Annotated in this window: 20 protein-coding genes and 2 pseudogenes; 11 read left to right on the forward strand and 11 right to left on the reverse strand. The window is 37.7% G+C overall.

Features of this window, described 5'->3' with window-relative positions; genetic code table 11:
• The 3 genes and pseudogenes from G468_RS25380 to G468_RS0111740 all read right to left on the reverse strand — a co-directional run.
• Positions 1 to 161 (reverse strand): annotated as a pseudogene (locus G468_RS25380) (IS91 family transposase); the annotation flags it as partial.
• 88 nt (positions 162 to 249) lie between these two features.
• Positions 250 to 354, reverse strand: a pseudogene (locus tag G468_RS23815) (glutathione transferase GstA); the annotation flags it as partial.
• Between the two features lie 167 nt (positions 355 to 521).
• The gene (locus G468_RS0111740) at positions 522 to 716 is read right to left on the reverse strand and encodes a YegP family protein (RefSeq protein WP_026823288.1); all 195 of its coding nucleotides are present in this window, start codon (positions 714 to 716) and stop codon (positions 522 to 524) included.
• A 555-nt stretch (positions 717 to 1271) separates the two neighbouring features.
• On the opposite strand from G468_RS0111740, the gene G468_RS0111745 reads away from it, so the two are divergent.
• Complete coding sequence (locus G468_RS0111745) at positions 1272 to 2726, forward strand: hypothetical protein (RefSeq protein WP_155846995.1); 1455 nt, start codon at positions 1272 to 1274, stop codon at positions 2724 to 2726.
• A gap of 447 nt (positions 2727 to 3173) precedes the next feature.
• Positions 3174 to 4241, forward strand: coding sequence for a hypothetical protein (locus tag G468_RS0111750; protein WP_026823290.1), 1068 nt, complete (start codon positions 3174 to 3176; stop codon positions 4239 to 4241).
• Between the two features lie 101 nt (positions 4242 to 4342).
• Here G468_RS0111750 and fabI read toward each other — a convergent pair whose 3' ends face one another.
• The 7 genes from fabI to pspF form a co-directional block, all read right to left on the reverse strand.
• Positions 4343 to 5134 carry an enoyl-ACP reductase FabI gene (gene fabI, locus G468_RS0111755; protein WP_026823291.1) on the reverse strand — a complete coding sequence of 264 codons (792 nt, stop codon included), beginning with the start codon at positions 5132 to 5134 and terminating at the stop codon, positions 4343 to 4345.
• A gap of 172 nt (positions 5135 to 5306) precedes the next feature.
• Positions 5307 to 6116 carry a putrescine export ABC transporter ATP-binding protein SapF gene (gene sapF / locus G468_RS0111760; RefSeq protein ID WP_026823292.1) on the reverse strand — a complete coding sequence of 270 codons (810 nt, stop codon included), beginning with the start codon at positions 6114 to 6116 and terminating at the stop codon, positions 5307 to 5309.
• Positions 6113 to 7108 (reverse strand): putrescine export ABC transporter ATP-binding protein SapD, encoded by a 996-nt coding sequence (sapD, locus tag G468_RS0111765; protein WP_026823293.1) that lies wholly within the window; start codon positions 7106 to 7108, stop codon positions 6113 to 6115. Before sapD ends, sapF begins: the two co-directional genes overlap by 4 nt.
• Complete coding sequence (sapC, locus tag G468_RS0111770) at positions 7108 to 7998, reverse strand: putrescine export ABC transporter permease SapC (protein ID WP_026823294.1); 891 nt, start codon at positions 7996 to 7998, stop codon at positions 7108 to 7110. The genes sapD and sapC overlap by 1 nt, the downstream gene beginning before the upstream one ends.
• The gene (gene sapB, locus G468_RS0111775; protein ID WP_026823295.1) at positions 7985 to 8950 is read right to left on the reverse strand and encodes a putrescine export ABC transporter permease SapB; all 966 of its coding nucleotides are present in this window, start codon (positions 8948 to 8950) and stop codon (positions 7985 to 7987) included. Before sapB ends, sapC begins: the two co-directional genes overlap by 14 nt.
• The gene (gene sapA / locus G468_RS20735; protein WP_051297070.1) at positions 8947 to 10617 is read right to left on the reverse strand and encodes an ABC transporter substrate-binding protein SapA; all 1671 of its coding nucleotides are present in this window, start codon (positions 10615 to 10617) and stop codon (positions 8947 to 8949) included. The genes sapB and sapA overlap by 4 nt, the downstream gene beginning before the upstream one ends.
• 273 nt (positions 10618 to 10890) lie before the next feature.
• On the reverse strand, positions 10891 to 11901 hold the full coding sequence (gene pspF / locus G468_RS0111785) for a phage shock protein operon transcriptional activator (RefSeq protein ID WP_026823296.1): 1011 nt from the start codon (positions 11899 to 11901) through the stop codon (positions 10891 to 10893).
• A 194-nt stretch (positions 11902 to 12095) separates the two neighbouring features.
• On the opposite strand from pspF, the gene pspA reads away from it, so the two are divergent.
• From pspA to tyrR, 7 genes are all read left to right on the forward strand, one after another.
• Positions 12096 to 12761 carry a phage shock protein PspA gene (pspA, locus tag G468_RS0111790; protein ID WP_026823297.1) on the forward strand — a complete coding sequence of 222 codons (666 nt, stop codon included), beginning with the start codon at positions 12096 to 12098 and terminating at the stop codon, positions 12759 to 12761.
• A 40-nt stretch (positions 12762 to 12801) separates the two neighbouring features.
• Positions 12802 to 13029 carry an envelope stress response membrane protein PspB gene (pspB, locus tag G468_RS0111795; protein WP_026823298.1) on the forward strand — a complete coding sequence of 76 codons (228 nt, stop codon included), beginning with the start codon at positions 12802 to 12804 and terminating at the stop codon, positions 13027 to 13029.
• Positions 13029 to 13388 carry an envelope stress response membrane protein PspC gene (gene pspC / locus G468_RS0111800; protein WP_026823299.1) on the forward strand — a complete coding sequence of 120 codons (360 nt, stop codon included), beginning with the start codon at positions 13029 to 13031 and terminating at the stop codon, positions 13386 to 13388. Before pspB ends, pspC begins: the two co-directional genes overlap by 1 nt.
• Before the next feature lie 134 nt (positions 13389 to 13522).
• On the forward strand, positions 13523 to 13714 hold the full coding sequence (locus G468_RS25385; protein WP_162143423.1) for a phage shock protein PspD: 192 nt from the start codon (positions 13523 to 13525) through the stop codon (positions 13712 to 13714).
• Positions 13695 to 15092: a YcjX family GTP-binding protein gene (locus G468_RS0111810; protein ID WP_026823300.1), complete on the forward strand. Its 1398-nt coding sequence runs from the start codon at positions 13695 to 13697 to the stop codon at positions 15090 to 15092. Before G468_RS25385 ends, G468_RS0111810 begins: the two co-directional genes overlap by 20 nt.
• Positions 15089 to 16150, forward strand: a complete 1062-nt coding sequence (locus tag G468_RS0111815) for a YcjF family protein (RefSeq protein WP_026823301.1) — start codon at positions 15089 to 15091, stop codon at positions 16148 to 16150. The genes G468_RS0111810 and G468_RS0111815 overlap by 4 nt, the downstream gene beginning before the upstream one ends.
• A gap of 204 nt (positions 16151 to 16354) precedes the next feature.
• Complete coding sequence (tyrR, locus tag G468_RS0111820; RefSeq protein ID WP_026823302.1) at positions 16355 to 17926, forward strand: transcriptional regulator TyrR; 1572 nt, start codon at positions 16355 to 16357, stop codon at positions 17924 to 17926.
• Positions 17927 to 18028: 102 nt separating this feature from the next.
• Here tyrR and tpx read toward each other — a convergent pair whose 3' ends face one another.
• On the reverse strand, positions 18029 to 18532 hold the full coding sequence (tpx, locus tag G468_RS0111825; protein ID WP_026823303.1) for a thiol peroxidase: 504 nt from the start codon (positions 18530 to 18532) through the stop codon (positions 18029 to 18031).
• Positions 18533 to 18680: 148 nt separating this feature from the next.
• Here tpx and G468_RS20745 point away from each other — a divergent pair, with 148 nt between their 5' ends.
• Both G468_RS20745 and G468_RS0111835 read left to right on the forward strand, forming a co-directional pair.
• On the forward strand, positions 18681 to 18905 hold the full coding sequence (locus G468_RS20745) for a hypothetical protein (RefSeq protein WP_135677685.1): 225 nt from the start codon (positions 18681 to 18683) through the stop codon (positions 18903 to 18905).
• A 206-nt stretch (positions 18906 to 19111) separates the two neighbouring features.
• A partial coding sequence (locus G468_RS0111835) for a tyrosine-type recombinase/integrase (protein ID WP_026823305.1) occupies positions 19112 to 19791 on the forward strand: 680 nt, incomplete at its 3' end.

A 19791-nucleotide genomic window follows, 5' to 3' on the forward strand; every position in this document is an offset into this window, starting at 1 on the left:
GAAGAACAGCAATAACGGCGAACGCCCATAGCGCAGGTGCTGCAGGCGAGCATCTTTTCGACAGAGAGTAGTTGCCATTCATCCACGTGATTATTTTCGATGAAAAGGTTCCATCCGTCATCGTATTGAAATAGCAGTTTTGCAGGTCTGGGGATGTACATAGAGCAGAGTATAAAAGACGAGAAGGGAATTGCCTAGAAATAGAGCGCCTTTGCCGCGATGCTCACGCCAAAGGCGTGCTTATGTTCATTTTTTCTTTAAATCAACCCGCTCGATACTAAAATCTAAGCCAGTTTCTCTTAATACAATGTGAGGGGCAAGTGAACAAGTGCCGGCAGAATAATAGAGTTTCATGGTGACATTCCTTTGGATTTAATAGGGTTTATTGCTGTTAAAATAACAGCATAGCAGTTGCTAAAAATTTTATTACTTTATTTTTATCTTGGCTAAGGAGAATAATAGAAAGGCGCTAAATGGAAAAGCTGCCAATATCTGCAGCTTTTAGATAAATAATGAGTCGCTTAGGTTTCGCTAGTGAGATCTTTAACTTGTTTGGTTGGGCCATTTTTTTGTACTGAAGCAATCCCTTTTTGTACAGCGGCTTTAGTTTTATACATCTCACTGGTGGCAATAACTTCATGATTAGCGGCTTTTAACACAAAGTAGTATGGTTGCTCAGTGCTTTTACTACTTTTTTTGATTTCATAGTAACCCATGCGTGCTCCTATTGAAAAGAATGCTAATAACTTATTGAATATGGCTGACATTTTAATAACCTTAACACCCTAGAGTATATTAATTTAACCATCTCTAAATATGGAAGTAGTTTGAAAATTTGTCAAATTTATAGGTGGTTAGATTAAATTAATATTATTTATTATTTAAATAAGAAATATATTTATCCTTCAAGTAATATAAAAATATTTTTTATATTATTGAATGTTTAATTAAATATAATTCGTTTTTATATATAAAGTCGCTCTGGTTATGACTATTTGAACGTAATTTGATATTTATTTTTACTGGCTAATTTATAATTATTATTGGAAATAGATAATAATCAATAGGGAGTCACAATGAGTTATAACCATGCCACGATGCCAATTTCGTTAACATCATATAAAAAACTAAATCCGGATAGAGAGTTTATCGTGATTAATTTATATCCGGTTTCTAAAGAGATTAACAGTATTAACAATAGCGCTCAACGTCTCGCCAATAACATAAAATTTAATAATGGTGGATTAGGCTGCGAAAAAAACATAATTTCCATGCTGCCCAATTTTTCTGTCTTTCTTGATACCCATTTACACAATGCTTTTATTACTGCAAAAAATGCAGAAAACGGGTTACAACAAGGAGAATTGCCAAGTGCAAATTTATATTCTGTGCCTTTTGATGGAATTAGAGAAAAGGAGCCTATTTATCATATTCCTAATGATGACATTGCAAAACAAAAATTTATCAATAATCAAGCTCCTTATAGTGTTATTGGCGATGCGCTCAATAATGGTGAAGTTTATTATGATGCGCAAAGATATGCTACGGTAGGAGAACAAGCCCATATTTATGACGAAATTGACAATGCTGCTGGAGAAGAAGCCCACATTTATGAAGCAGTTGACGATAGTGCTGTTGGAGAAGAGACCCACATTTATGAAACGGTCGATGATGGCGTTGTTGCAGATGAAGCCCACATTTATGAAGCGGTTGATGGCAGCATTGTTGGAGATGAGCCTATTTATGAAGAAATTGACAATTATACCCGAGAGGCAGAAACGGAGCATTTGAATAGCAAAAAAGAGATAAATTTATCTAAGCCAAATAATTTATCTCCTATTGAAAAGAAGGTTTTTACCGAAGTGGAGCTCAATAATGAACGGAAGAAGATAACGCGATTGGCAGAACAAACGTTTGCTCCACCAAGATCTTTTATTACTCGTCTGACAAGCTCTATATGGAATGCGCTATTTGGCGCGAAAAATGAATCAGTGGTAATATCGAAAGATAAATTGGTCACTGATGCTATGCGGGTTAATATTGAAGGAATTTGTAATGCGTTAAATAAACAGATAAATAACGGTGAAGTTGACGGTCTTTTTAGAAAAGAACCCGCTAAAGCAACGTACGATAAAAATAGTCCGAAGCAATTGGTTGAGGTATTTAATAGCGATAAATGTTATTCAGATCCTATCGGATTGGCGTGGATGATAAAACACTATATAGCTGAAAGTTTACCTAAGATAACTATTAAAGAATTTAATGACAGTAACAATCAAGCTGAATTTAAGGACATACTTGATAATAAAATTAATCAAATAGAATGTAATATAACAAGAGAAAACATAAAAAATTGTTTTGTTGCCATAAAAGAAACCTTAAATGCAGCCGAAAAATTAGAGACAGCTAAAAAATTATTGGAAAAAAATTTAATTTCAGCTAAAGAATTTAATCTATCTAAAGAATTTGATTTGGCTAAGGTATCATTAACTAAAAAATTAAACGTAGATAAAAAATTATTAGATAATGGATTAGAGGTACACGAACATAAAGATGATAAAAAAATAATCATAAACTCAACTTTAACCAAGGATAGTATCATTGGCTCAATGTTAACCGCCTTTATAGCAAAATCTGCAGATCCTATTGCTGAACTCAATTTCATGAGGGATAAACAAAGTGAATTTTCTAACTTAATGGCAAAATATGTCGCTAATAACTATTAAGTAAATAAATGTAATTAAATGTCTGCTAAAATATGTTATATTGTTAAGAAATTAGCGATCGTTTTGACAGTATTATTTATTAGCAGACTTTATTTAATTATTTTATTGTTTAAATTTTGTTTTTATTTACTACGCTAACATTGTTATTCCTTGTAAACAATATTTCCCATACATTGTTATTAACTTACCATTAACAATAACATCTATTTTTATTAATAAAATTATATAACACAATAATGTCTAATTTTATTTTTTATATCGACTATTCATATAATTATATGAATTTATTTTATAACTATTTTATTTTCTATAGATAATATACTTAGTGTTTATAAAAAGTTAGCTATTTATTTCGTAAATAATAGAAAAGCTAAATTTGGTATTGGTGTTATTTAATTATATTTAAACTTGTCGGTGCAAATATATAAAATAAATAATGGAGTTAACATGCGTTTAGATAGTTTTTCCAACACCAACAATACGGAACCATCATGGACAGAAGCAACCTCGGTAATATCAACAATTCAAAGAAGCTTTAATAATTTTATCAATACAGTAACGAGTTTGGTAAATAATTTTACTGGAGTAAAAAATAGTTCTAGTGAATGTGACTGGAAATCAAGGGATGCATTCAGCTATTCATCCCAACCGCTAAAATTTCCCGTTGAATTACGTAAGGTGAGTTCATTATCGTCAGATGGAATGACTTTAACCAACCAAAGTGCGCCAGAGTTGGCACGCTCAACTTCAGTAAAATCAGAAAGTACTATTTTAAATGAAAAACAACAGAAAACTGGCTTCAATGATTTTTTCAAATTTAGTATGTCTACTTTTTGGCAGAAAAATGTTTCCTCAACCAATGACAGTGTTGATCAGAATAAAGTCGCAGCAACTAAAATTGCTGAAGTTGCTAAAGCGTGTGTAGAAGAAGCAATGCACACCGGTATTGGGGAAATTTGTGCCAATTTAAATCAACATATCAACAACAAGCATGTTGAAGGTATTTTTAGGGGAGAGCCGAATAAAACAATATACAATAAAGATGATAATAACAAACTGATTAAGGCATTTAGTACGCCAGAATTACAATCTGAACCCATTGCGTTGGCCTGGATGGTAAAAACCTATTTAGGTGAATTTTTTCCCAAAGTCACAATGGATGAATTAGATAAAATTATGCCAATGGATAAAAGTGCGCCAGAGGCAGTGCAGCAATTAGACCAGGTCGTTGCACAAGAGGAATTTAAACATTTAATGGACGACAAAATTAATACTATTACATCTGAGAAAATACAAAATAATCTGAAAGCTTGCTTTGCTACCATGGCTGAGGGGTTACGTTTAATTGAGCGTGAGCCGGATATTCAAGGTTTAACAAAATCAAGTATTGTGACATCAATGTTACCCAGGGTCATCGATATAACCACGTTAACGCCAGAAAACTTGATGAGTTATAGCGCAAAAACCAATATCATCACCGATCTAATGGTAAATTATCTCACTAGTCATGATTAATTTATTTCACTAACAATGGCAGCCCGCCTTTAAATGATATCGTTGATAAGCCAATATATTACGCTAGGTATATTAATTTATTGGCGGGCTAATTATCCTAATTAGGCTTTTAATTCCAGTTCATTCATTGCAGCGATACTGAATCCACCGTCAACATGTATAATCTCACCGGTAACGCCCGCCGATAAATCAGAACAGAGAAAAGCGGCACAATTGCCAACATCTTCAGTCGTCACTGTACGGCGAATAGGGGTTACTGATTCACAATGCGATAGCATTTTACGAAAATCTTTAATGCCCGATGCCGCCAATGTGCGGATTGGGCCGGCAGAAATACCATTAACGCGAATAGCTTCAGGCCCCATTGCGTTAGCCATATAACGAACATTTGCCTCCAGAGAGGCTTTTGCTAATCCCATAATATTATAGTTGGGGATCGCGCGCTCAGCGCCCAAATAGGTTAGGGTAACTAGAGCAGAATTAGGCTTTAACATACTTCGGCAAGCTTTTGCTAACGCAACAAAGCTATATGAACTAATATCGTGGGCAATGCGGGATCCTTCGCGGGTAACCGCATTAACATAATCACCGTCAAGTTGATCGGCTGGTGCATAGGCGATTGAATGAACAAAACCATCAAATTTGGGCCATACTTTCGCCAGCTCGGCAAATAATGCCGTGATACTTTCATCGGAGGCGACATCACATGGCAAAACAATACTAGAGCCAAAGCTGTTTGCCATCTCTTCCACGCGAGATTTCAGTTTATCGCCTTGATAACTGAAGGCCAGTTCAGCGCCTTGTTGGTGCATTGCTTGTGCAATACCGTGAGCAATAGATAGTTTACTGGCTAAACCAGTGATCAGAATGCGCTTGCCGCTCATAAAGCCCATAAGCCGTATCCTTGTAAATTTTTAAATAATAAAACTAATATACACAGCATAAATTATCTATTGTAGATAGTATTTATGCATTATTTGTTTGATAAACGGCAGAGAGTTTATCATGACAGAAGAAAATATGTTGCATTACCTTGCTGATCCGATCAGTTTTTCTGCCTTAATACTAGATAACATCTTGTCGCCAGGCATCGGCAGAAAGAAGTTCACCAAAGTGGCTAGCAATTAAGCGTCGGGTCACTTCATGTAAAGGTGAAGCAAGCACTTCGGCGGTATTACCTCTTTCGACCACAACACCATTATCCATTACCAACACCTTATCGCTGATATGTTTCATCATACCAAGATGTTGAGTAACATAAATATAGGAAATGCCTTGTTTTTCTTGTAATTCAAGCATTAAATTGATGATTTGAGAACGCATTGTCATATCTAATGAAGCCAGCGCCTCATCGGCAATAATAATCTCTGGTTGCAGGATTAACGCTCTCGCCAGTGCAACTCGCTGTTTTTGACCCGCTGCTAACATATGCGGATAATAGCCAGCGTGATCAGGTAATAGCCCAACTTGCCGGAGGGTTTGTTCTATGCGTTCTTCACGTTCGTGAACGGCAAGCGAAGTATTAAGAATTAAAGGGATCTCAAGAATTTGGCCGATACGCTGTCTAGGGGTCAAAGAAGTACTGGGATCCTGAAATATCATGCGTATGCGTTGACTACGATAACTATAATCGCCAAAGTTAAGTTGCTGGCCATTAATAAAGATTTCACCCCCACTGGGTTCAATCACACCCGATAACATGCGAGCAAGGGTTGATTTACCTGATCCGTTAGCACCGATAATCGCCAAAGTTTCACCAGATTTTAAGCTAAAACTTAACGGTTTTACGGCTTCTAGTAGTTGAGTTTGAAATAACCCGGTGCGATAACGGAAGGTTTTAGTCAGATTTTTTACTGCCAGTAAGGGTGTTGTCATGATGTTTCCTCCATGTTAAGAGGAAAATGACAGGCAAAGGCGCGATTTTTTATGCTGCGTAGCGGCGGTGTTATAATACAGGTTTTTTGTGCATAGGGACAACGCGGCCCAAGACGGCAACCGATGGGTAAGTGCTCTAAAGATGGAATCGCGCCAGGTAGTGTATTTAGTCGACTTTTATGAGGGAGTGGGCTGCCAAAATCGGGGACAGCACGTATTAAGGCTTGGGTATAGGGATGATGAGGGCGAACCAATAACTCTTCAGGTGTCGCACTTTCAACGGTTTGGCCACAATAGAGTACACTAATACGATCAACCAGCTTGCTCATCATTTGCATATCATGACTAATTAATAGAATTGTCATATTATTGTTTTGATTTAATCTATCAAGCAGGCGAAATATTTGCGCTTGAGTCGTCGATTCCATTGCATTGGTGGGTTCGTCTGCAATGAGTAGTCGCGGTTGGTTTGCCAGCGCAATAGCTATCATCACTTTCTGACATTCACCTTCTGTCAGTTCATAAGGGTAGCTGTACATAATGTCATTGTGATCTTTAATACCCACACGATGAAGCAATTCAATTGCTCGTCGCCTACGCCAGCTAAATCGTTGCCACCAACGGCCTTTAAAAGTCCATTGGGGAATTGATTGAATAAGTTGTTTACCAATATTTTCAGCAGGATCTAAGCAGGACTGAGGTTCTTGAAAAATCATGGAAATATTATGACCTATCACTCTGCGTCGTTGCCGTGCAGTGAGTTTTAGCAGATCAATATCAAGAAAATAAAAACGATCGGCAGTCACTTTTAGATTATCTTTAGTAACGCCGCAAATAGCCTTAGCAATTAAGCTCTTACCTGAACCAGATTCGCCTGCTAAGCCGCGAACTTCGCCTTCATTTAGCTGCAAAGAAACGTTATCGACAGCTTTTACTGGCCCTTTAGCAGTCATAAATTCAATAGTGAGGTTACGGATATCTAATAATGGCATTATTCCACCCCAGCATTAATCGCGCGATGTAAGCCATCACCAAGTAAGTTAACAAATAATACGCTGAACATAATGGCTGCCCCAGGAAGAAAAACCGTCCATGGCGCCACATAAATTAACTCTAAACTATCACCAAGCATGGTGCCCCATTCCGCAGTCGGTAATCTGGCACCTAAATCAAGAAAACCTAACGCAGCCATATCCAGAATGGCCATAGAGAGCGTACGAGTAATTTCTGTTACCAAGATAGGCGTAATATTGGGTAATACGGTATACCAAAGGATATAAAAATTTGAGGCACCGTCAAGTCGAGCGGCAAGAACATACTCTGTATCGAGTTCATCGCGTACAGCGCTGTAGATTGTTCTAACAATTCTTGGTAGCAAGGCTAACCAAATTGCTATCATTGCATTTTCAAGGCTTGAACCAGCAAAAGCAACAATAATAATCGCCAGTAGCAGGGAGGGAATGGATAATAGGGTATCTAATACATGATTTAAAATCGCTGATTTTAACCCATGGGTAATGCCAGCTAAGCAACCTAATACTAATCCAACCAGTGTCGTACTAATGGTGATCACAAGTGCAGAGCCGAAGGTAGATGCGGTACCGATAAGTAATCGACTTAAAATATCACGGCCAAGATCATCCGTACCCAAAAAAAATGCCACATTGCCATAATGCGACCAGGATGGCGGTAGTAGCTGGTAGCCTAAAAATTGTTGGTTAATGGTATAGGGGGCTAAGTAGTCGCCGAGTAATGTCAAAACCAGGAGAAAAACAACACCATAAAATCCCGTCATTGCCAGAATATCATTAGAAAAAAACCGCCAGACGACCCGGAGCGGCGATGGCATTTTTTGTTCGCGATAAAAATTATCTGAAGACATACCCATCCTTATATTTAGAAGGGTTCATCATAGCGCCTAAAATATCCGATATGACATTAACGAAAATAACTAAGGTACCAATAATCATTACGCCGGCAGAAATTGCTGAGTAATCATTTTGTCGAATGGCTGTTACTAACCAACGGCCTAATCCTGGCCAATTAAAGACAAGTTCAGTGATCATTGCTAGTGTGATCATAGTAGAAAATTGCAAACCAAGCTTTGGAATAATGGGAGGAAGCGCATTGTGTAGTACATGGCGTTTGATGATGGTGATACGGGATAGTCCTCTAGTTGCCGCTGCTTTAATATAATTTTCACCCATAACGGCTTCAGTACTATTTTTCATTAAACGTATCATTTCAGAAATTGGCGCAATGGCTAATGTAATAACGGGTAAAATTAAATGCTCTAATAGATTGATAAACATTTGACTACGATAGATTGAATCAGATAACCAAACATCGATTAGGGCAAAACCCGTAACCGGTTCAAGATCATACAGTAAATTAATTCGTCCAGAGACCGGAAACCAGCCTAACTTCAATGAAAAAAGCAGAATAAATAATAAAGCCAACACGAAAATTGGCATAGAAAAACCGATTAGGGTAAAAATTTTAATAATATAATCAATCGGTTTATTTCGCCAAACCCCAGCAATAATACCGGTGGGAATGCCGATTATTAACGCTAAAATAAACGCTAAAAAGCACAACTCCATAGTGGCCGGAAAAGTGGCATTTAGCTGATCGCTAATGGGCTGGCCATTAATACTAGAAAAACCAAAATTCCAATGTAACAAACTGGTTAAATAAAAAATATAGGCATCCCATAATGAAAGTCCACTTAAGGGAGCATCAGCAGTAAAATAGTTCAAACTAAAACTAACCAGCGTCAGTAGAAATAAGGTAATAATTAAAAGTAATAAGCGTCTTAATGCATAAATAATCACCATGCAGCTCCTTCTGCATCATCAAAATAAGAATCCGCCGGCAATGGGGTTTTAATAGACTCATCACGATAAACCCCGGCAAAAGATGAATTCCCAAAGGCGCTAATAACTAACCCTTTGATATCATACCGATAAGCCTGCAAATGTAATGAATAAGCGAGCGGTAATACGGGTAATTCTTTTGCCAATAATGATTGCGCTTGATGGTAATAATTGATACGCGATGAAATACTTTGGCTTACTAGCGCCTTGCGTAAAAGCTCATCAAAGTAAGGGTTACACCATTTACTCCAATTAGTATGAGATTCAATTGCTGGGCAACTGAGTAGAGGGCGAAAAAAACTATCTGGATCATTACTATCCGTTGACCAACCATCAAGAACCATGTCGTAGTTGCGATCATTAAGTTTATTTTCTAATAGGTTGCCTTCTACAGGGTGAATATCCATCTTAATGCCCACTTTTGCGAGATCTGCCTGAATAAGTTCTGCCGTTTTTAATGGACTCGGATTATATGATTGAGAAATCACAGGCACCCAAAGATCTAATTTCATACCAGATAAGCCTAGCTCTTCCAGCATTTGTTTGGCCTTTTCTGGATTATAATCTGTCACTTTAATTTGATTATCATATGCCCATGAAGCTCTTGGTAACACCGAAGTTGCGGTTTCAGCGGTGCCATAATAGATAGATTGCATTAATCTTTCATTATTAATTGAATATGCAATAGCTTGTCTAACTTTTAATTGATCAAAAGGCGGATTGCTGGTGTTAAAAATTAGATAGGCGATATTCATGCCAGCTCGCATCGATAGCCGTAAACGGGCATCTTCACGTAACACCTTTAATTGACTAGCTGCTGGGTAGGCTAATACATCGCATTCGCCAGTTAATAATTTAGATATGCGTCCTGTACCACCGACGCCAAGATCAATCACAACTTGCTTCATTAAAGGTTTGCCTTTCCAATAATTATCATGGCGAGAAAGTTTGATAAATTGACCGGTTTGATATCCTACCAACATGAAAGGACCGGTACCAACCGGTTGCCAATCAATAAATTCTTTATGATTAATTTTATTGAGATATTGCGCATATTCCTGTGAAAGTATTGGGGCATAGCGAGTAGCTAAATGCCAGAGAAATGACGCATCAGGTGTATATAATTTAAATTCAACCGTGTAATTATCGATCTTACGAATACTACGGATATTATTAGCTAATTGTAGGCTATCGAAATAAGGATAGTTGCCACCACCGACATAATGATAAGGATGGTTTTTATCAAACATACGGGAAAAACTAAACACAACGTCATCGGCATTGAGCGTTCGGGTCGGTGTAAACCAATCCGTCGTTTGAAATGGAATATTGCGTTTTAAATAGAATCGATAAGTAGCGCCTTTATCAAATGATTTCCAATGTGAGGCAAGTTCGGAATTTAGTTTGTAAGTAAAGGGATTAACTTCTAATAACCGATCGTAAAGTTGAGCGGCAAGTGGATCAATAATTAGCCCCGTGCTGGCAATTTGAAGATTAAATGTAGTGACAATGCCATTAAAACAATAAATAAAACTGGTTTGACGAATTTGTGGTGGAAGGGTGTCTGCTAATGCATTTATTGTCCCTACATTTATTAAAATAATCCATAAAATTAGGTACCGCATATAAAAACCTATTATAAGTGCGAATGGCTTTATTGTAGCTTAACTCCGGCTAGGCAACAAAATAGAGTTGATAAAATTATTAGTTATTTATTGAGAAAAATTCTCAACAAAGTACTTTGCTAATGTTATTGATAACTATTATTATCAACCCGTCTGCTAAACAGGTTATCGTCAAGTCGTAGCCTTAATTTACGGTAGACACGACATTGCTCACATTGCTTCTATAATGTTTTCAATTTTCTTGCCAGCATCGGGTGCTGGCTCTTTTTTTAATTATTTATTCTTATTTATATTTTGGTTATCGGGCAAGTTATGCTTTTTCAGTAATCCTCTTAATTGATGATAGGTTAATTTTAATTGTTGTGCGGCTAGCCGCTGATTATACTGACTTATTTGTAATGCTTGTTCGAGCAAAATTTTTTCCGCTGTATGCTGCCAGTGTTTTAAATTAATCGGAAGTTCAGGCAGACGATTATTTTCTTCTATTACCGCCGCTTTTATTGGCCCATTAGCAAAAGGATCGAAGACAATCAAATCTAGTGGTTCAGTACTATTGCGATGTCGATAGACAGAACGTTCAATAACATTCTTTAATTCACGCACATTGCCTGGCCAAGAATAAATTAACAAATTTTTTTGCGCTTTAATCGAAAATCCCGGAAAAAAAGGCAGATTGAGCTCGCGACACATATTAATAGCAAAATGTTCGGCCAGTAACATAATATCTGCTAATCGCTCACGCAATGGCGGAATATGGATAACATCAAAGGCCAGGCGGTCAAGTAGATCGGCACGAAATAAGCCTTTGCTAGCTAATTGAGGTAAGTTAGCATTGGTCGCGCAAATAAGCCTAACATTGACTTTAAGACTTTGGCTACCACCGACCCGTTCTAGTTGGCCATATTCGATCACGCGCAATAATTTTTCTTGCACAATCATGGGGGCGGTTGCCAGTTCGTCAAGAAAAAGTGTGCCACGATCCGCGCGCTCAAAGCGGCCTAAATGTCTTTTTTGTGCCCCCGTAAATGCGCCAGCTTCATGGCCAAATAATTCGGAATCTAACAAATTATCATTAAGTGCACTGCAATTAAGGGAAATAAAGGGTTCTTGCCAACGGGGTGACAGGTAATGAAGGCGATTAGCAATCAGCTCCTTACCTGTACCACGCTCTCCAGTAACTAAAACCGGTTTACTCAGTTTGGCAAGGGCAGAAGTTTGCTCCAGTATTTCTAGGAAATTATCAGCAGTGCCAAGAATATTATCAATAGAGTTTTCTGTGGTCATTTTAGCCATTTATTAGTCATTTTAATTAATATGCAAATTATAGCGAAAAGTTATGTAAAAGATAAAAAATAAAAACAGTTGTATTTCATGTTGTTATATTAATTTATAAAGTTGGCACGAATATTGTTTATCAATAACTAAAGTTAAAAATAAATGACAAATCAATCATTCAATATAAATTGAGGAATTTATCGATGGGCATTTTTACACGTTTCGCAGATATCATTAATGCTAATGTTGCTTCTCTATTAGATAAAGCAGAAGATCCACAGAAAATGATCCGCTTAATGATCCAAGAAATGGAAGATATGTTAGTTGAGTCCCGTTCAATATCAGCACGCACTTTAGCAGAGCAAAAAGGATTAGAACGTCGTATTGCCAGTGGTGAAAAGCAAATTATGCAATGGCAGGAAAAAGCAGAATTGGCGCTCGTTAAGGATAAAGAAGATTTAGCTCGTGCTGCATTAATTGAAAAGCAAAAAGTGGCTACCCTGGTTGATACACTAAAAAGTGAGTTAATCATGGTTGATGAAACTTTAGTGCGAATGAAAGGTGAGATTGCCGAATTAGAGCAAAAATTGACGGAAACACGGGCAAAGCAGCAAACTATGGTATTAAGACATCAAGCTGCACAATCGAGTCGTGATGTGCGTCGGCAGTTAGATAGTGGTAAGCTGGATGAAGCGCTTGCGCGGTTTGAGCAGTTTGAGCAGCGAATTGATCATATGGAAAGTGAAGCACAAAGTTATCATTTAGGTAAACAAAAATCTTTAGAGCAGCAGTTTGCTGAATTGAAAGCTGATGATGAAATCAGTGAGCAATTGGCTGCGTTGAAAGCTAAACTGAACAAAGAAGAGTAATCTATTGGTAGTTAAAATTAATGATGAATAAGGAAATGTGATGGGCTCTATATTTATTGGGTTAGTTTTATTGATCTTTGTTATCTTTATTCTACCTATTTGGTTATGGTGCCACTATGGTAAAAAAGGTGTTAGCCATAGTCAATTAACGCAGAATGAGATCCAGAGACTAACACAGTTAGCCGAGCGAGCACAACGCATGCAGCAACGGATCAAAGCTCTAGAAGATATTCTGGATGCAGAACATCCAAATTGGAGGCAACGATAATGGCAAAAATGGGCGAGAGAAAACTTTATCGACTTACTGATCAGCGTATGATTGGTGGTGTTTGCGCAGGACTGGCGCATTACTTTGATTTACCGGTGAATTTAGTTCGGGCACTGGCAGTTGTGGCATTATTTTTGGGATTTTTTGCCATCACTATCGTTATTTATCTGTTAATGTGGTTTTTTATTGAACCTGCACCGATAGGTTATGAGGATGAAACGGATACTAGTGTTAAAGTAACTAAGTTACTAAATGAAATTGATCAGCAATTGAAGGCCGGTGAAAAAAAACTGTGCCAGATGGAACGCTATATCACTTCTGATAGTTTTAGTATTGATAGTCGCATCAATAAATTATAACTATTTGGCAAACTGCGGTAGAGTAAATTATGCTCTACCGTAAAATCATTTTTCTTATCAATTAAAATTATCCTATGTTTTAGCCGAGTAATATGATGTTGTGCGGGCAAAAATTTAAGCTTTTGAGCAAAAAGATGGCAAGAATAGCCATAATTATGGCTATTCATTACGCGCCAGCTGGAATAATCGGTCTAATGTTAAAATATATTAGCCGAAAACCTTTGCGATGGTTTATGTTAATAGCTATGCAGCCATTGCTACGTCTAGGCATTGCTAAACTTGTGCGTAATTTGTTGTGGGAGAAATATGAAAAGATTGCGAAGTGAGCTTAGTGAACTTGTCAATCGTAGTGTAGATCGTCATGTCCGTATAGCGGTTACCGGGCTTAGCCGTAGTGGTAAAACGGCATTTATCACGTCACTAGTTAATCAGTTACTGCATGTGCACAGTGGCGCGCGTTTACCCCTATTTTCCGCCGCAAGAGAGGGTCGTCTATTAGGTGCAAAACGGATCCCGCAAAAACATTTTAATATTCCTCGTTTTGCTTATGACGAAGGTATAGCGGCATTGTATCATTCTCCTCCTCAATGGCCGATTCCTACTAGTGGGATCAGTGAAATATGTTTACAACTGCGTTATCGATCACAACGCAGTTTGCTACGCCACGTTAAAGAGACCTCTAATTTATATATTGAAATTATTGACTATCCAGGTGAATGGTTACTGGATCTACCTATGTTAACTCAGGACTATTTTAGTTGGTCACGGCAAATGCAACAGCTGTTAAAAGGCCGTAACAACGAAGGGGCACAGAAATGGTTGCAACTTTGCCAGCAATGCGACCCTTTTGCGCCGGCTGATGAGAAATTATTAGCCAATGTTGCCCAGGCTTATACCGATTATTTGGTTTTTTGTAAACAACAGGGACTCTATTTTATTCAACCCGGGCGATTTATTTTACCTGGTGATCTTGCCGGGGCACCTGTATTGCAGTTTTTTCCTTGGCTTAATATTGATACCACGGATGAACAGAAATTAAAGCAAGCGGACAAACAGTCTAATATTGGTATGTTGCAACAGCGTTATAACTATTATTGCCAGAAAATTATCAAGCCTTTTTATAAAGAATACTTTCAACATTTTGATCGGCAAATTGTCTTAGTTGACTGTTTAACTGCGTTAAATAGTGGTTCGACAGCATTTAATGATATGCAGAACGCGTTGACCCAAATTATGCGTAGCTTTCACTATGGTAAAAGGACATTATTGCGGCGAATATTCTCACCTCGTATTGATAAATTACTTTTTGCTGCAAGCAAAGTTGATCATATAACCCATGATCAACAGGCTAATTTAGTCTCATTGCTCCAGCAATTAGTTCGTGCGGCCTGGCAAAATGCAGCTTTTGAAGGGATCAGCTTAGATTGTATCGCGCTGGCTTCAATCCAGGCGACGGAAAATGGCATGATTGAATATAAGGGTGAGCAGTTACCCGCACTAAAGGGACATAGATTAAGTGATGGTCAATTAATGACCTTTTTCCCAGGTGAAGTACCAAGGCGTTTGCCTAATGTTGATTTTTGGTTAAAGCAAGGCTTTGATTTTGAATCTTTTCGGCCTTGCGAAACAGCGCTTGATCAGCCAGTTGCTCATATTCGATTGGATAGTGCTTTAGAATTTTTACTCGGAGATAAATTGAAATGAGTAAACCGCTAAAATCCCGCATCGATTTTGATGACTCTCTGCCATCTAACAAAAAACCAAAGTTAAAAAAAGCCAAAGTATTTGATAAATTAATATCTGAACAATTTGCAGCTAGCAGTTACCAAACAGAACATGAGGAGCGAGAAGGCGAAATTGAGTCACTGGTTAATGCTGCACTCAAACCGCGCTATAGTTTTTGGCGTAAACTACTGATTATTGCCTTAAGTTTAATTGTCATTAGTCTCTTTGCCCAGACAGCTCAATGGATCTATCAAGCGTGGATAAAGCAAAATTGGGTTTCTCTAGCTTTTATCGCAGCAGGTGGCTTAATTATTATTGCCGCTGTTGGCAGCATAATAACGGAATGGCGGCGACTTTATTATTTAAAAGAACGTAGTCAAGAACGCATCCAGGCCAAAGCATTTTTACAAAGTTATGGTATGCATGGTGGGCGTGAATTTTGTCAAAAGCTAGGCCAACAATCAGCGATTGGCTTAGATCATCCGGCGATGAAGCGTTGGCAAAAAGCCATCCATGATAGTCATAATGATAAAGAAATTGTGACTCTTTATAGTCAATTAGTGCAACCTATTTTAGATGAGCAAGCTAGAAAAGAGATCAATCGCTCATCCGCTGAATCGGCGTTAATGATTGCCGTTAGTCCATTGGCCATTGTCGACATGGCATTTATTGCCTGGCGCAATATACGATTAATTAATCGCATTGCTGCTATTTATGGTATTGAACTGGGTTATTATAGCCGTATTAGATTATTCAAAATGGTATTACTGAATATTGCTTTTGCTGGGGCAAGTGAGTTGGTGCGTGAAATTGGTATGGATTGGTTATCGCAAGATATTATGGCCAGACTCTCTACTCGAGCCGCGCAGGGAATTGGTGCCGGTTTACTCACGGCTCGGTTAGGTATTAAAACGATGGAGTTATGCCGTCCTTTACCCTGGATGGATGATAAACCTAAATTGGCTGATTTTCGTCGTCAATTATTCAGCCAATTAAAAAATATTATGCCAAAGAGTGTTGAGCATAAAAATGTTTAACCAATCCACTATTCAGCTTAATGGGTCATTCTTTAATTATCTTCCGTGTTAGCTAAATGGTGTGAGCAATAATTAGTGCTTATCTGTTTATGATTTCTTGTATTAGTGCGGATGCGATAACATATTTTCCATGGTAGCTTATTAAATAAAAATGCGTACTTAACTATTTAAATAGTGAATAATATCGATATAAGGTTCTCAGCGATGCGATTAGAAGTGATTTGCCAAGATCGAATGGGGCTAACACGTGAATTACTTGATTTACTTGATTTACTTGTTTTGCAAAACATTGACCTTGAAGGAGTGGAGATTTCACCAAATCGTAATATTTATCTCAAATTTGCTCAAGTCGACACCATGACGTTTCAACAGTTAATGACTGAAATTCGGCGTATTCACGGTGTAAAAGATGTCAAGACAGTCTCTTTTGTGCCTTCTGAGCATGAAAAAGAGCTATTATTGACTTTATTAAATACTTTTCCTGATCCTATTTTTTCGGTTAATGCCAAAGCGAATATCGAATTAGCCAATTCTGCGATGTTAAAGTTGTTTGCTATTCATAATAACCAGTTAAAAGAAAAAAAATTTAATCAGCTAATCAATCATCAGCATTTGGCAAAATTACTAGAACAAAATAATTTACAATCTTATTCTGAACGAGTGATGATCAAGGGTAATAAATATCTGCTTCAGGTTACGCCTATTAACAACCATAAAGCCACAGGTTCGACTGAAAATGCAGGCGCTATTATTCTACTAAAGGCATTGCCTGCAGAGCAGCAATCTCAAGCAAATGAAAAGGAAAAAACAGATAGTTTTGCTCACATCATCGCGGTCAGTCCTAAAATGATTCTGTTAGTTGAACATTTAAAAAAAATAGCCCTACTTGATGAACCATTACTATTGGTTGGTGAAACAGGTACGGGTAAAGATATTTTAGCTAAAGCGTGTCACTTGCAGAGCATGAGAGGCGATAAACCTTTCTTAGGATTGAATTGTGCATCGATGCCAGTGGATGTAGTCGAAAGTGAACTATTTGGTTACGCAGCAGGGGCTTATCCCAATGCCATTGAGGCCAAAAAGGGTTTTTTTGAGCAAGCCAATGGGGGTACTGTTTTATTAGATGAAATTGGCGAAATGTCACCACAAATGCAGATCAAATTGTTACGTTTCTTAAACGATGGTACCTTTCGTCGGGTAGGTGAAGATCAAGAGGTTAAAGTTGATGTCAGAGTGATCTGCGCAACACAAAAAAATTTGTTGGAATTAGTTGAAAAGGGACAATTCAGGCAAGATCTTTATTATCGCCTGCACGTATTAACGGTAAACTTACCTCCACTGCGCGAAAGACAAGCAGATATAATGCCGCTTACGGAAGAATTTGTCAGGCAATTTTCACAGGAACAACGTATTAAAAAACCCAAATTTTCACCTAAATTAGCGCCTTATCTTGCCAATTATCATTGGCCTGGTAACGTACGGCAGCTACGTAATGTTCTCTATCAGGCTTTAATTCAGTCGGCGGGACGAGAATTAACACCGCAAGATATTAATTTGCCCGATCTAAAAGATATTTCTCTATTTTCCGCCGATCAATTAAATGGCACGTTAGATGAATTGATAAAACATTTTGAAGCTTCAATATTAGCGCGACTTTATCAAGATTATCCTAGTACGCGTAAATTAGCAAAGCGGCTTAATGTATCGCATACAGCAATTGCCAATAAGTTGCGGGAGTATGGATTAAGTCATAAAAAAGAGAATGAGGGTGAGTGATATAGTGTTACCAAAACCGAGATAGCGATAAGTTTTATCGCTATCAAGTTAAAGCTACACAAATAGCTTAATTAAAACATATTTCCATTAGTATTATTATCGCTATTTTAATGCTTTGAGAGCAGCATCATAGTTGGGTTCATGGGTAATTTCATCAACTAATTCACTATAAATAACTTTATCATTTTCATCGATAATAACCACCGCACGAGCGGTTAATCCTTTTAATGGCCCAGAAGATATTTCTACACCATAGTCTTTACTGAAGCTTGGCGCACGAAAGATTGATAATGTAACTACATTATCTAGCGCTTCAGCGCCACAAAACCGGCTCTGTGCAAAAGGAAGATCGGCAGAGATACACAATACAACGCTGTTTTCTAATTGGCTGGCTAACTGGTTGAATTTGCGAACAGAGGTAGCGCAGACACCGGTATCAATACTGGGAAATATATTAAGAATTTTTCGTTTGCCTTGATAATCTGACAAAGATTTTTCTGCCAGATCGTTAGCGACTAGAGTAAATTCTTTAGCTTTATCAACCAGTTGCAAGAAAGTACCATTGATAGCAACAGGTTGCCCTTTGAAATTTGTACTCGTTGACATCTTATCCTTACCTCCCTTAATAACATTTAGTTCAACAATTCTAAATGAAAATAATTAAGTTTCCTATCTAAATCGTTACAACAACTTGCTATATCTAATTGTTTTAACCAAATTATTTTCTATAATTATAACAACCTCGGGATATAATATGGAAATCTATATGCTTCGCTATAAAACAGCATTAGCAATATTCTTTTTTAATTGTATCGTGAATATTAAACCTGCAGTAGCTGCGTTAGTGGCTAGAGGGGATTCCTTAGCTGAAAAACAAGAGGTAGTTAGGCAGATTAACGCGGATCCTACTTCTTTAGATCCAATTAGCGAGATTGGTTTAGCCGAAGCACATGTAATACGTGATTTGTTTGAAGGATAAATGATAATAATCTATCAGTAATAGCCGTTAACCGTCATCGATAGGAGATATTTTATAGATAATAAACTGTTTTATATCATTTTTATTTCTTATCTCAGCATAGAATAGCTGTTTTTAGCTGCCTATTATAACCCTTGAGTCATTAAGTTTATGTACATATTGGTGTACATGAAATATTATAGAAAAAAGACGCAAGGAGAAAAAAGATGGCGGTAAGTGATTCATGGTTAAGAGCGGTAAATGGTAAGCCACAAGCTAAAATGGTGACTAAATCAGACAGAGAGGGGTTATCAGTTCGCGTGACACCGAAAGGTAAAGTGATTTTTCAATATCGTTATCGCTGGCAAGGGAAAGGCGATCGGATAGATATTGGAACCTATCCGGCGATCAGTTTAAAAGATGCGCGTGATAGCGCGCTTTTTTACCGTCGTGAATTGGAACAGCATAGAAACCCTAAAGTGGTTAAACGTACACGTAAGCAACAGTCGGTTGACGCGCACACGGTTGAATCTGTTATTAGGGATTGGTGGGAAAAAACTCTTAAAAATGTACAGGTAAACGCTATAGCGATACGACGGTCATTTGAAATTTATGTTTTCCCTAAGATCGGCAATTTACCCCATGACGAAACCCACTTGCATGTCTGGTTATCGCTAATTGAAGAGGTGGTAAAAGCAAAACCAGCAATAGGGGCACGAATTTTACTTTATGCCAAAACCGCGCATCGGTGGGGGATTCGCAGGGGGATTATTTCTTTAAATCCGCTTATCGATGTGACTGCCCAAGACTTAGGGGTGATAAAGCACCAAGGTGAGCGAGTGTTGAGTAACAACGAACTCAGAGTATTATTTGCGTTAATTGATGCGCCAAACTATAACCCTAGAAA

The organism is Arsenophonus nasoniae DSM 15247 (assembly GCF_000429565.1).
GTDB lineage: Bacteria > Pseudomonadota > Gammaproteobacteria > Enterobacterales > Enterobacteriaceae > Arsenophonus > Arsenophonus nasoniae.